11 protein-coding genes are annotated in these 12,238 nt (G+C 59.4%); 6 read left to right on the top strand and 5 right to left on the bottom strand.

Going from position 1 to position 12,238, the window contains the following annotated elements:
- The first annotated feature begins 299 nt into the window (after positions 1 to 299).
- The 3 genes from lacA (at position 300) to ACGHEN_RS09285 (ending at position 2,593) form a co-directional block, all read left to right on the top strand.
- Positions 300 to 728, top strand: coding sequence for a galactose-6-phosphate isomerase subunit LacA (lacA, locus tag ACGHEN_RS09295; protein WP_006234830.1), 429 nt, complete (start codon positions 300 to 302; stop codon positions 726 to 728).
- Between the two features lie 63 nt (positions 729 to 791).
- The gene (lacB, locus tag ACGHEN_RS09290) at positions 792 to 1,316 is read left to right on the top strand and encodes a galactose-6-phosphate isomerase subunit LacB (RefSeq protein WP_006234831.1); all 525 of its coding nucleotides are present in this window, start codon (positions 792 to 794) and stop codon (positions 1,314 to 1,316) included.
- Between the two features lie 341 nt (positions 1,317 to 1,657).
- Entirely contained in the window at positions 1,658 to 2,593 is a 936-nt protein-coding gene (locus tag ACGHEN_RS09285; protein WP_390398982.1) for a hexose kinase, read from the top strand.
- A gap of 242 nt (positions 2,594 to 2,835) precedes the next feature.
- Here ACGHEN_RS09285 and ACGHEN_RS09280 read toward each other — a convergent pair whose 3' ends face one another.
- Positions 2,836 to 4,464, bottom strand: coding sequence for a UDP-glucose--hexose-1-phosphate uridylyltransferase (locus tag ACGHEN_RS09280; protein ID WP_390398980.1), 1,629 nt, complete (start codon positions 4,462 to 4,464; stop codon positions 2,836 to 2,838).
- Entirely contained in the window at positions 4,455 to 5,660 is a 1,206-nt protein-coding gene (locus ACGHEN_RS09275) for a galactokinase (RefSeq protein ID WP_390398977.1), read from the bottom strand. Before ACGHEN_RS09275 ends, ACGHEN_RS09280 begins: the two co-directional genes overlap by 10 nt.
- A gap of 382 nt (positions 5,661 to 6,042) precedes the next feature.
- Here ACGHEN_RS09275 and ACGHEN_RS09270 point away from each other — a divergent pair, with 382 nt between their 5' ends.
- Both ACGHEN_RS09270 and ACGHEN_RS09265 read left to right on the top strand, forming a co-directional pair.
- A complete protein-coding gene (locus ACGHEN_RS09270) occupies positions 6,043 to 7,029 on the top strand; it encodes a LacI family DNA-binding transcriptional regulator (RefSeq protein ID WP_373204907.1) in 987 nt (328 codons plus the stop codon).
- 129 nt (positions 7,030 to 7,158) lie between these two features.
- On the top strand, positions 7,159 to 8,319 hold the full coding sequence (locus ACGHEN_RS09265; protein WP_390398974.1) for an FprA family A-type flavoprotein: 1,161 nt from the start codon (positions 7,159 to 7,161) through the stop codon (positions 8,317 to 8,319).
- 64 nt (positions 8,320 to 8,383) lie between these two features.
- Here the strand turns inward: ACGHEN_RS09265 and ACGHEN_RS09260 are convergent, their stop codons facing one another.
- Entirely contained in the window at positions 8,384 to 9,187 is an 804-nt protein-coding gene (locus ACGHEN_RS09260) for a DeoR/GlpR family DNA-binding transcription regulator (protein WP_390398971.1), read from the bottom strand.
- A gap of 334 nt (positions 9,188 to 9,521) precedes the next feature.
- On the opposite strand from ACGHEN_RS09260, the gene ACGHEN_RS09255 reads away from it, so the two are divergent.
- Positions 9,522 to 10,379 carry a class II fructose-bisphosphate aldolase gene (locus ACGHEN_RS09255; protein ID WP_022095149.1) on the top strand — a complete coding sequence of 286 codons (858 nt, stop codon included), beginning with the start codon at positions 9,522 to 9,524 and terminating at the stop codon, positions 10,377 to 10,379.
- A gap of 221 nt (positions 10,380 to 10,600) precedes the next feature.
- On the opposite strand, the gene ACGHEN_RS09250 is transcribed toward ACGHEN_RS09255, so the two are convergent.
- Both ACGHEN_RS09250 and ACGHEN_RS09245 read right to left on the bottom strand, forming a co-directional pair.
- Positions 10,601 to 11,224: an HAD family hydrolase gene (locus ACGHEN_RS09250; protein ID WP_390398969.1), complete on the bottom strand. Its 624-nt coding sequence runs from the start codon at positions 11,222 to 11,224 to the stop codon at positions 10,601 to 10,603.
- A gap of 56 nt (positions 11,225 to 11,280) precedes the next feature.
- Positions 11,281 to 12,210 (bottom strand): AraC family transcriptional regulator, encoded by a 930-nt coding sequence (locus tag ACGHEN_RS09245; RefSeq protein ID WP_158566328.1) that lies wholly within the window; start codon positions 12,208 to 12,210, stop codon positions 11,281 to 11,283.
- Between the last annotated feature and the right edge of the window lie 28 nt (positions 12,211 to 12,238).

The following is a 12,238-nucleotide window of genomic DNA, read 5'->3' as shown; positions in this document are numbered from 1 at the left end:
ATCTTTGGAAGATCAACCGTAAGAAGGGCGGCCGAGACACGTTCTCGGCCGCCCTTTTGTGTTTGCTGAACACATGGTCGCTACGTCTGCGCCGGGCTCAAACGGTCGCCAATCATCCGTGAACGGTATTTGTTCAAAAAAAGAACAAAGATAAACAAATAATGGTTGCAGTCGCTGTTCGAATGTGTTCAAATAAACATGAACAGTGAAGAACCGCACATTCAGATGCCCGGACCTGAACGCGATTCAACACTTCCAAACAGAAACTACGCACCTGCGTATCTCTCAAGGAGGATGTCATGAGGGTTGTAATCGCTTCCGATGCCGACGGTATGTCGATGAAGGAGTCCATCAAGGAGATGCTCATCGCCGACGGTCACGAGGTCGTCGACTATTCCGAGACCCCTGCCGCGGACTTTGTCGATTCCGCGACCGCCGTTGCCAAGGACCTGCTGGAGCACAAGGACTCCCAGGGCTTCGCATTCGATAAGTACGGCGTCGGCTCCTATATGGCCGCCGTCAAGATCAAGGGCATGGTCGTCGCCAACATTTCCGACGAACGTTCTGCTTACATGACCCGCGAGCACAACGGCTCGCGCATGGTCACCATGGGCCCGGGCGTTGTGGGCACCGAGGTCGCCAAGAAGATCGCCCGCGAGTTCCTGCGCGCCCAGTACGCCGGCGGCCGTCACCAGATCCGTGTCGACATGCTCAACAAGATGGCCTAACGAGAGCCACCGAGAACTCGAACTTCTACCTCAACTTGTGAATTCAGACGAAAGGACGTTCTGATGAAGAAGACCATCGCAATCGGTTGCGACCATATCGTTACGGACGAGAAGATCTATCTGGCCGACCGCCTGGAGCAGGCTGGCTACAAGGTGCTCGACTGCGGCACCTACAGCCACACCCGTACGCACTATCCCATCTACGGTAAGGCCGTGGGCGAGGCTGTTGCCAGCGGCAAGGCCGACTTTGGTGTGGCCCTGTGCGGCACCGGCATTGGCATCACCAACGCCGTCAACAAGGTCCCCGGCGCCCGTTGCGCCCTGGTCCGCGACATGACCTCTGCCCTGTATGCCCGTCGTGAGCTCAACGCCAACATCGTGGGCTTTGGTGGCAAGATCACCGGCGAGTTCCTGATGGCCGACATCATGCTTGCCTTCCTGGAGGAGCCCTACGAGAAGACTCCCGAGCACGATGCCCTGATCGCTAAGATCGACGCCTGCAACAAGGCCGACGCCGAGGCTCAGGCCGACCCGCACTTCTTTGACGAGTTCCTCGAGAAGTGGGACCGCGGCGAATACCATGACTAAGGGGTTCCGGCGTTCTACCGAACGCCGGACCGGCCGACGCTGCGAAGCCATCTGGTGGGCAATCTGCCGTTCAGCTTCGACGGCATGACCAGAAGGTCAACGCCGCCTCGCTTCACGGCACCTTGCCTCACCAGCTGGCTTCTCGCTGACGTTGAGGTGACCTGCGGGGTTACCTCTGTTGCGGCGAAGTCTTTTGGTTTGGCAAGTTGCTCCGATAACACGTTTGCTTGCTTGGCTTGAGTGCTTCGCTCTTGGCGGTACCCGGCATTCTGCAGCTTTTCAATTGACGGCTCGCGTTTCTGTGAGGGGGCGCGGGCCGGTTTTCTAAACAGGAGTCCAACATGATTCTGACCGTTACCATGAACCCGTCGATCGATACGCGCTATCAGCTCGACAAGCTGATCATCGACGATGTTAACCGCGTGACGCCCGAAAAGACCGCTGGCGGCAAGGGCCTCAACGTGAGCCGCGTGCTGTTGCAGCTGGGCGACGACGTACTTGCAACCGGCTTGCTTGGCGGGCACATGGGTGCCTATATGGCCGAGCTCATGGATGCCGATGGTGTCAAGAATGACTTTGTGCCCATCGCCGGTGAGACGCGCATTTGCCTGAATATTCTGCACGAGGGTAATCAGACCGAGCTGCTGGAGAGCGGCCCACAGATCGTCCCAGCCGAGCTCGAGGCCTTTACGGCCAAGTTCGCCGAGCTTGCAGCGAAGGCTGACGTTGTGACGCTTTCGGGCTCGCTGCCGCGTGGCGTCGATGCCGGCTACTATGCCGAGCTCGTCAAGATCGCCGAAGAGGCGGGCGCCAAGGTGCTGCTCGACACCTCGGGCGCATCGCTGGAGGCCGCGCTGGAGTCCGACGCTAAGCCTGAGCTCGTAAAGCCCAACCTGACCGAGATTAACGGCCTGCTGGGTACGTCCTTTACGACCGATGATGTCGATGCCCTGCGCGAGGCGCTTGCCGCCGATGGCCGCTTTGCCGGTATTCCCTGGGTCGTCGTTTCGATGGGCGCTGCCGGTTCGGTGGGCTTCCACGAGGGCCGCGCGTTCCGCGCCAAGACGCCCGCGATTGCGGCTGTGAACGCGACGGGTTCCGGCGACTCGACCATCGCCGGCTTTGCGCATGCCATTGCTGCTGGTGCCGACGACGTCACGGTGCTCAAGACCGCCAATACCTGCGGCAAGCTCAACGCCATGGATCCCAAGACCGGCCACCTGGTCATGGACCGCTGGGACGAGATTTACAACGGCGTTGAGGTCGTAGAGTTGTAGCGGTTGCGACTCCTAATAGAACGAGCGTGGATAATCTCCCGCTTTTGGTGCCCATACGAGCTCAAAGTGGGAGATTTTCCACGCTCGAGTCATTAGTCGTCGGGGACGTTCTTTAATGACCAGTCGTTTAAGAACATCCCCAATGACTACACTCAAAAAACGGCGCCCGCCGGCGATGTTGCCGGCGGGCGCCGTTGTCTTGAAGACGAAATGATCCGTTTTCCTCCGTCCCCAAGGGATCATTACAGCGAGTCGATAAAGCGCTGCTGGGCGGCGCGGCCGGCTTCGTCCCACTTAAAGACGCCGGCGTTGTCGAGCACGTGGCCGAACACCACGCCGACCTCCTCGTGCAGGATATCGATGGCGTTATCCGCCGTAAGCTCGTCGGCACGGCGGGCATAGACATCCTCGGCCCACGCGGCATGGCTGCGGCAAAGATCATCGCCCTCGAGCGCGCCGGCAAGGTCGTAGCTGACATCGGCTTTGGCCGCCAGCAGGTGCTCGCGGACAGCACCGAGCTCAGGAACCAAGCGCGGCGGCAAAATAGCCAGGCCCATGACCTCGATCAGGCCGATGTTCTCCTTCTTAATGTGGTGATACTCGGCATGCGGGTGGAAAACGCCCAGCGGATGCTCGTCGGTCGTGATATTGCAGCGAAGCGCCAGGTAGGCCTCGTAAATCTCGCCGCCGGCATTGCCGCGGGAGTCGACGCGGCGGATGACGGGCGTCACGGTGTTGTGCGCTACGCCGTCGGTCGTGTGTGCGATAACGCCAACCGACTCATCGGTCCACTCGCGCCAGGCGAGGATAATCTTCTCGGCAGCGTCGAGCAACTGGGCGCGGTCGTGCGAGCGCAGTCGCAGCACCGAAAGCGGCCACTGCAACACGGTACCGCTGACCTGGTCAAAGCCGGGCACGCTAAACTGCGAGACTTCGGTGGCATGCATCATGGGGAACTCGTGTGCGCCGCCCTGGAAGTGGTCGTGCGACAGAATCGAGCCGCCCACGATGGGCAGGTCGGCGTTGGAGCCAATAAAGTAGTGCGGGAACAGGTCGACAAAGTCGAGCAGGCAGGTCAGGCTCTTGCGATCCACGTGCATCGGGCGATGCTTGGAGCTCATGGCAATGCAGTGCTCGTTAAAGTACGCATACGGGCTGTACTGGAAGCCCCAGCGCTCGCCGTCGAGCTGGATGGGGATAACGCGCAGGTTCTGACGGGCGGGGTGGGCGCCGCCGTCGGTTGCGGCGGAGCGTCCAGGGTAGCCTTCGTTTTCGATGCACAGCTGGCAGGCTGGATACCTCTCACCCGTGTTCTTGGCCGCACCGGCCGCGGCGATATCGCGCGGGTCCTTTTCGGGCTTGGACAGGTTGATGGTGATCTCGAGGTCGCCCCAGTTGGTGGGGGTGCTCCATTTGATATTGCGCGCGATGGCGGCGCGGCGCACGTAACCGGTGTCACAGCACAGGCCGTAGAACCAGTCGGTCGCGGCGCGGGGCTCGTTGACGCCCATGCGGCCGTTGAATTCCTCGTTTACAACCGAAGGCCTCGGCATGAGCGCGCCCATGATGCGCATGGCGATGCGGTCGCGGCCCGACGCCGTGTCCTCGGCGGCGCCGTTGGCAACGGCGGTCTCGGAAAGCGCGGCAAGCGTGCCTTCAAGGTCAAAGTCGGGCAAGGTATCGGGGTGCAAGAGCGAGAGTTTCTCAACCTGGAGCGCCCAGGCCATATCGAGTGCGGGGCCCGTGGCGCCGATGCACTCCAAAATGGTGTTGTAGGCCCAGATGCGATCGTCCTGTCCGATCATCGATCGATGGATGGCATACTCAATCAGGCCCTGCGCGGCCTCGCGCACATCAGTCATTACAGCCATGCCGCGTAAGCCCCCTTGTCAGAGATGGCGTAGTGACGGGCAGAGCCTTCGCCCAGCCAGCCGTTCATCTTGGCGATGAAGGTGTCGACCAGGTCGAGCGGCACGAAGGCCTGGATGGTGCCACCAAAGCCGCCACCGTGGATACGAACGGCGCCGCGGCCGTCGAGCACGTGCTCGGCCAGCGCCAGGGCATACATGGAAGGCTGCTCGGAGCCCAGCTTGGCAACGACATTCTGCAGGTACATGGCAGAGCTGGCGCCGGACTCGCGCGTCAGGACCAGGAACTGATCGATGTCGCCGGCGTTCAGGGCTGCCCAGCGCTTGTCGACCAGGCCGTTTTCGTACCAGTAGTGAACGGCGCGCAGGCAGGCACGGTCGCCCAGCTTGGCGCGCAGCTCGGGGAGCTTGGCGTCAAAGTCCGCCACGTTTACCTCGCACAGGCGTGCCTTGCCAAACTCGGCGGCGACGTCCTGCATCTCGCGCGGAACGGCGGCGTAGTCATCGGTGGCGGCCACGTGGTCGGCACCGACCTTAACGAGCACGAGCGCGTAGCCGTGATCCTCAAAGTTGAGTTCGAGCTTCTGGGTCTTAGGCTGGGCTTGATCCTCAAAGTCCATGTAGGCAAGGCCGCCCAGGCACACAGCGGCCTGGTCCATCAGACCGCAGGGCTTGCCGTAATAGTTGTTCTCGGTGCGCTGGCTCATCTGGGCGAGCGCGACGGGCTCGATGGCGGGTGCGCCCCAGAGGGTTTCCATGGCACGACCGTACGCGGCCTCGACGGCGGCGGAGCTCGAAAGTCCGCCACCCGAGGGAACGGAGCAGGTAAAGGCGAAGTCGAAGCCCTTGGGCTCAACACCAAGTGCTACGACCTCGTGGGCCATACCGCGCACGAGGCTTGCGGACGTGCCCTTCTCGGACTCCTGAACATCCAGCGTGTCGAGCGTAATCTCAAACGTGGGGTAGCCCTCGTCGGCGACGCGGACCTTGTTGGAGTCGGTTGCCACGGCGATGCCGTCAACGGCGACATCGAGCGAGCCGGCGATAACGTGGCCGCCCTCGTGATCGGTGTGATTGCCGCTGATCTCGGAACGCCCGGGCGCGTGCACGTAGAGCACCTGGCGGTCGCCGATGGGGCCAAACTCCTCCTCAAACAGCTTGGTGAGGGTGGCGAGTGTCTTTTCGTCGGGGGCGGTCATATGGGTCCTTTCCTTGACGCCGGAGAGATTGGTCCGTGTCATTATGAGTACGTTAACAATTTTGAGCACCACAAACCAGACGTCGCGGCGCCGCACGTTAATGGGTATGTTAACGTACTCATAACACAACGCATATCTATTTTTGAGAATCTGGTAATCGGTAGATTTTCGGCCGTGAACGGTGTGGCCGTATGGACATATGGAGCAAAAGAACCGCTGATAGAAAAAGTAGAGTACGTTAACATGCGTCCGACGATAGCGGACTTCGGCGCGGGGTGTGTTTCTGCCCGGGCCGACATTCGCACTATTCAGATCCTGCGAGAGCGAAGGTGATTTTGTGGCAAGGCGCCCTTCCAACGATACGGGTACGCGTCCGGTATCCATGGCCGACGTTGCCCGCGCTGCCGGTGTTTCGCAACAGACGGTTTCGCGCGTTGCCAACGGATTGCCCAACGTTAACGAACAGACGCGCCAGCGCGTGCAAGCCGCTATGCAAGAGCTCGGCTTCCGTCCGAGCTATGCCGGCCGTTCGTTGCGTGACGGCCGTTACCATTCGGTCGGCCTGTGCGTCAACGATGTCACCAAGTTTGGCAACCTCTCAATGATCGACGGCATCGCCAGCGCTGCTCGCGAGCATAATTGCGCCATCACACTGGTCGAGATGTCCAAGACCGAGGAATTCTCTCTTGCCGAGGCAACACGTCGTATGGCCGCGCTGCCCGTGGACGGCATCATTATCGGCATGAGCCGTATGGCTCCCGATTTTGAGACGTTCGATCCGTTGCCGGGTATTGGCACGGTCATCGTTACCATGTATGCGCACCCGCGGGTGACCACAGTCGACTCCGATCATTACGGCTGCTCGCTGTTGCTCATGGATCATCTGTTTGAGCTGGGACACGAGCAGATTCGTTATATCGGCGGCCCGTCCTTTTCGGTCGACGAGCAGTTCCGTCGCGCCGGTTGGCAGGATGCGCTCGAGCGTAAGCACATCGAGCCGGTAGAGCCGCTTGAGGGCGACTGGTCTGCCAACAGCGGTTACGAGGCCGGTAGGTACCTGGCCGAACACGATCGCACCATGACGGCGATCTATGCGGCAAACGATCAGATGGCAAATGGCGTCATTGCAGCGCTGCGCGATAGCGGCTTGCGCGTGCCCGAGGACGTGAGCGTGGTGGGCGTCGATGACTCGCTCGACGACTTTGTCGCGCATAACGAGCTCACGACCGTTCGATTCGATTTGCATCAGCGTGGGCGCGAGGTATTCGAGCACGCGGTTCCCAAGGCGGGGGCAACGGACAAAACCGTCGCCATTCGCATCCCCGGTCAGCTCATCGTTCGACATAGCACGGCAGAGCCTCGCGCATAGTTTTTGCAGGTCAAAAGCGGTATATTCCGCATCAATAACAATCGATAAGGATGCCGGTAGATAGCTGTGGCTCTAAAGGCGAGTGTTATGATAGACGGGTTCTTTTGTCTATCTAGGAGGCTTTGCCTGATGGAGATCACCAAGGATATCCGCTACATCGGTGTCGACGATCACGACATTGACCTGTTCGAGGGCCAGTACGACGTGTCCGAGAACGGCATGGCATACAACAGCTATGTTATCTTGGGCGATAAAATCGCTGTCGCCGATTCGGTTGACGCTGGCTTTGTCGACGAATGGCTCGGCAACCTCGAGGCCGCGCTCGATGGCCGTACGCCCGACTACCTGGTCGTCCATCACATGGAGCCCGATCACTCCGCCGGTATCGCCGCCTTTATGGAGCGCTATCCCCAGGCGCAGATTGTGGCTAGCATGGGTGCTTTCCGCATGATGGTCAACTACTTTGGCACCGACTTCCCCGAGCGTAAGATGGTCGTCAAAGATGGCGACGTGCTCGATCTGGGCGGTCACAGCCTGACGTTTGTCGGTGCCCCCAATGTTCACTGGCCCGAGGTGTTGTTCTCCTACGAGGCCACCGACAAGGTGCTCTTTAGTGCCGACGGCTTTGGCAAGTTTGGCGCCAACGACATCGAGGATCCCGAGGGCTGGGCTTGCGAAGCGCGCCGTTACTACTTTGGCATCGTGGGCAAGTTCGGCAAGTTTGTGCAGGCCGTGCTCAAGAAGGCCGCCAATCTGGACATCCAGATCATTTGCCCGCTTCACGGCCCCGTGCTGACCGAGAACCTGGGCTATTACCTCGACACCTACAACACCTGGTCGAGCTATCAGCCCGAGGACGAGGGCATCACGATTGCCTATGCGAGTGTGTATGGGCATCTGAAGGCTGCCGTTGAAGAGCTCGCATCTGCGCTCGAGGCCCGCGGCCAGAAGGTTTCCGTCTTTGACTTGGCTCGCGACGATATGGCCGAGGCTGTTGAGGATGCGTTCCGCTATGACCGTCTGGTGCTCGCCTCTATCACCTATCAGGGCGAGATCTTCCCGTTTATGAGCACCTTCATCCACACGCTTGCCGAGCACGCCTATCAGAACCGCACGGTTGCGCTCGTCGAGGCCGGTTCCTGGGCGCCTGCCGCTGCCAAGGTTATGACCAAGGAGCTCGAGGGCATGAAGGACATCGCCCTGACGCAGAACAAAGTGACCGTCATGGGTTCGCTCAACGACGCATCGCGCGCCCAGATCGAGGCCCTCGCCGACGAGCTTTCCAAGTAGCGATATTTCGCTTTTGACGCTCAACCACCACAAAGGGGACAGGCACCTTTGTGGTGGTTTTTGTTTAAGCGTCAGCGATGAGGAGATTTGGGCGGGCGTCGTCGACGATCTCGGCGATTGAGGTGGCAACGGCATGATCGGGGTCACGGTCCATCACGATGGTGTCGACATCTGCCAGCTCGGCAAAGCGGTACATGCCACGTCCGTTAACCTTGCTGGCGTCCATGAGGGCGACGCTTTGACGGGCGGCGCCGACCATAGCCGCTTTGGTCTCGGCCATCTGCGGAAAGTCGGTCGTAAAGCCGCAGCGGGGGACAAAAGCGCCGGGGCACATGACGGCAAGGTCGGCGTGGACCATTTGGAGCGCCTGCATGGTAAGTGGACCGTACAGATAGCGATGACCTTTGCGCAGTGCCCCACCCAGCATGACGACATCGACCGAGGGCATGCTCTCGTCGATGTAATCGGCGATGGTAATGTCGGCCGTGATGACGGTGATGCCGTCGCGCTGATCGAGGAGCCGGACAAACTCGAGCGCCGTGGTGCCCGAGTCGACAAGCAGCGTGTCGCCATTGCCGACGAGCTCGATGGCGCTTTGCGCGATGGCCTGCTTGGCGGCGACATTGACGTTGATGCGGCGATCCTGGGTGGATACGGTCAGTCGCTTCTGGAGAGACACGGCGCCACCATGCGTGCGGCGCAACTTGCCGGACTCGGCGAGCGCGTCCAGGTCGGCGCGGGCGGTAACGGAGGACACGCCAAAGGTCTGGGCGATTTCTGCCACTTGCACCGAGGCGTTATGTTCGAGCATTTCCATGATGGCGGAACGACGCTCATCGGCGAAAGCTCGGGTTGTTGCGTGGGCCATGTTTGCTCCATTCTCGGCTAAATTTGTAGGAATTGTGTTGAGTCTATTTTCGTTCATTTTCTTTTTGAGTAAGAAAACGCCTTTCGATTACTTATCTTTTCTATAAAAGAAAGACGCTGAACGCCCAAAATTCAATATCGAATACGCCCACTCGGCTCCAATTCCTTCCGTTTACTTTTCAAAAACGACTGTATTGACCTGCATGGGCTCAATATCTCGCACATGCAAAGCCGCTGAATTTCATACAATGGAAGCAGCAAAACGCAAGGTAAAACGCCTTGCGGACACGTACGCCCGATGTCCAGATGCGGGCGAGGGAGAGGAGCAAACGCTCATGGCACTTGTTACCACCGAAAAGATGCTCAAGGACGCTCAGGCCGGCCACTACGCCGTCGGCGCGTTCAACGTCGAGAACCTCGAGTTTGTTATGGCCGTTCTGGCCGCTGCCGAGGAGACCAAGTCCCCCGTCATCATGCAGACCACCCCGGGCACCATCAAGACCGCTGGTCTGGACTACTTCTACGGCATGGTCAAGGCTGCCGCCGAGCGCGCTTCCGTGCCCGTCGCCCTGCACCTCGATCATGGCGATGGCTATGACCGCTGCATGCAGGCTTTCCGCACTGGCTACACCTCTGTCATGATCGACGGTTCGCACGAGTCCTTCGAGGACAACATCGCCCTGACCAAGTCCGTCGCCGACGCTGGCCGCGCCATGGGTGTGCCCGTCGAGGCCGAGCTTGGCAAGGTTGGCGGCAAGGAGGACGACGGTCCCGCGGTTGAGGGCGAGAGCCCCTACACCGATCCGGCCGAGGCCAAGGAGTTCGTCGAGCGCACCGGCTGCACCTCGCTGGCCATTGGCGTTGGCACCAGCCACGGCGTGTACACGAGCGATCCTCACATCGAGCAGTCCGTGGTCAAGGCCATCCGCGACGCCGTCGACGTGCCGCTGGTTCTGCACGGCACTTCCGGTGTGCCCGATGAGCAGGTCGCCGAGGCCGTGAAGAACGGCATCTGCAAGGTCAACTACGCCACCGAGCTGCGTCAGGCCTACACCAAGGGCTTCATGGCCTACATGGCCGAGAACCCTGCCTGCTTCGATCCCAAGAAGCCGGCCAAGGAGGGCATGCGTGAGATCACCGAGCTGGTTAAGATCCGCATGACCAACCTCAACTCCGTGGGCAAAGCAGAGTAACAGCAAGGGTACTCCGACTCGCTACATATCCCGTGGAGGGACGAGGGCTTAGTTCCCCAATCGTCCTCGGGCATGCAAAAAGCCTCGCTGCGCACTTCGTGCGGCGAGGCTTTTTGCCCCCTGCGGAAAGATTGGGGAACTAAGCCCTCGTCCCTCCCAGGTTGACCTACTCGAGGTCGTCGCCCTTGTGGCGTTGGGGCTGAAAGGGTGGGGCGCGGGGGTTACTTGGTTGTTAGGGTTAGCAGGTCGTTGGGGGTTTTGAGGTTGTAGGTGGCGTTTGGGATGTCTTGGTGTGATCCCCATGCCGCTCTGGCAAAACTGACCCCTGCCGAAGTTGCGCATTGTTCGTCGTAGACGGTGTCGCCAACGTAGACGACGTTGCCAGGATTCGCGCCCGTACGCCGGAGATATTCGAGCATGGGTGCGGGTGCGGGTTTATGTTCGATTGTGTCTTCGACAAGGATGATGTGCTCAAAATACTTATCAAAACCAAGGGGTGCAATTTCTTTTGTGTATTCGTCGCGCGCACGTGAGGAGACGATGCCAAGTTTGCAGCCGCTATCGGCGAGTGTTGCGATGACTTCAAGCAAACCTGGAAACACGCTGATGGTGCTTTTAAAGCTGGCGGCAACTTGGCACCAGCGATCCAGCGTTGCCTGCGAGTAGATCCCAAGTTTCTCAAGGGCATCCTTGCCGGGTATGCCGAGGGCAAAATCAAGCTCGTGTCGGGGGAGCGTTTTGCTGGTCTCTTCTTGGACAATCTGGACAAGCGATGACAGAACGCTTTCTTCTGTATCTGCCAATGTCCCATCAACGTCAAATACGATATGGTCAAAGTGCTTCATATGATTGCTCCTCTCTGTTGTTTGCCTGCAAGTTTGATGCAGTGACAGAAGAAGGGCTAGCGGGATTTCTGCCTGGTGCTATCGAGATTCTGCCTCGCTGCTCGATAGCTTGAAGGAGTGCATCCCATTTGTTCTTTAAATACCTGGCCAAGATGGCTTGCTGTCGCAAAGCCGCATTGGCGCGCGACTGTCTGGACCGTTCGCGTGGTGTGTGCCAAAAGTTCGCAAGCACGGTTTACGCGGTATGCGCGCAGATATGCCGCCGGGGTCGTTCCTGCGCAAGCTTCGATAATGCGGTAACACTCTCTTTCGCTTACGCCGGCTGCAGATGCCATCTGGGGCACATCTATAGCGGCTGCATAGTTTGCGCGGATATAGTCCAGGATTGCCTTGAACTGTACGTCGCGGTTGGTCATCCAAGAGGCGTTGTCGGAGGAAAAGAGCGGTTCGGCCTTGGCGTAAATCTGAATCCAGAGCTCTGACAAGCTATTCCGAAGCGCCATCTCGTTCTGCGGCCGTTGAAGGTCGTGGTTAAAGGAACTCTTTAGCAAATCGATAAAGGGCATATCGTCGGGGTTGGTGGGCGACCATTTGAGCACATCGACGCCTCGACATTGCAGCAAAGGATTGATATAGCGCTTTTGAAGGCGTCCCGCGGGATCGCCGAGCATCGACGGCTGAAAGATATGCAACATTTGAATGGCTGGTGCCGAATTGGGTGATTGCAGCGTGCTGTGCAAAACGCCGCCGTTGATAAAGCCGGCGGACCCTTCCTCAAAGCGTACGTGCTCATGAGCCGCGCGCGTTCGATAGTCAATCGCTCCCTGCTCCATGTAGAAAAGCTCAACTTCGGAATGCCAGTGCCAGGGGACGGAATTGCCCGGATAGCGAGCGAATTCTGCGCGTTCGGCAATATAGGGCCAGTCTTCGGCGGTCTCGGGAAACGCTTCCTCGCGTCCTCCGCGGTGCAATTCTATGTGATCCATGTTTCGCATGGCATCAGTATAAAGCGCG

The sequence above is a fragment of the Collinsella sp. i06-0019-1H4 genome (assembly GCF_042849575.1).
In the GTDB taxonomy this organism is placed as follows: domain Bacteria; phylum Actinomycetota; class Coriobacteriia; order Coriobacteriales; family Coriobacteriaceae; genus Collinsella.
The sequence above is the reverse complement of the archived record's forward strand: the minus strand, read 5'-3'. Positions and strand labels throughout refer to the sequence as shown.

Excerpts from the sequence above, each read along its gene's own strand:
- ACGHEN_RS09275 (WP_390398977.1), bottom strand. The coding sequence starts at position 5,660 with ATGACCGCCCCCGACGAAAAGACACTCGCCACCCTCACCAAGCTGTTT.
- ACGHEN_RS09270 (WP_373204907.1), top strand. The coding sequence starts at position 6,043 with ATGGCCGACGTTGCCCGCGCTGCCGGTGTTTCGCAACAGACGGTTTCG.
- ACGHEN_RS09255 (WP_022095149.1), top strand. The coding sequence starts at position 9,522 with ATGGCACTTGTTACCACCGAAAAGATGCTCAAGGACGCTCAGGCCGGC.
- ACGHEN_RS09250 (WP_390398969.1), bottom strand. The coding sequence starts at position 11,224 with ATGAAGCACTTTGACCATATCGTATTTGACGTTGATGGGACATTGGCA.
- ACGHEN_RS09285 (WP_390398982.1), top strand. The coding sequence starts at position 1,658 with ATGATTCTGACCGTTACCATGAACCCGTCGATCGATACGCGCTATCAG.
- lacA (WP_006234830.1), top strand. The coding sequence starts at position 300 with ATGAGGGTTGTAATCGCTTCCGATGCCGACGGTATGTCGATGAAGGAG.
- ACGHEN_RS09265 (WP_390398974.1), top strand. The coding sequence starts at position 7,159 with ATGGAGATCACCAAGGATATCCGCTACATCGGTGTCGACGATCACGAC.
- ACGHEN_RS09260 (WP_390398971.1), bottom strand. The coding sequence starts at position 9,187 with ATGGCCCACGCAACAACCCGAGCTTTCGCCGATGAGCGTCGTTCCGCC.
- ACGHEN_RS09280 (WP_390398980.1), bottom strand. The coding sequence starts at position 4,464 with ATGGCTGTAATGACTGATGTGCGCGAGGCCGCGCAGGGCCTGATTGAG.
- lacB (WP_006234831.1), top strand. The coding sequence starts at position 792 with ATGAAGAAGACCATCGCAATCGGTTGCGACCATATCGTTACGGACGAG.
- ACGHEN_RS09245 (WP_158566328.1), bottom strand. The coding sequence starts at position 12,210 with ATGGATCACATAGAATTGCACCGCGGAGGACGCGAGGAAGCGTTTCCC.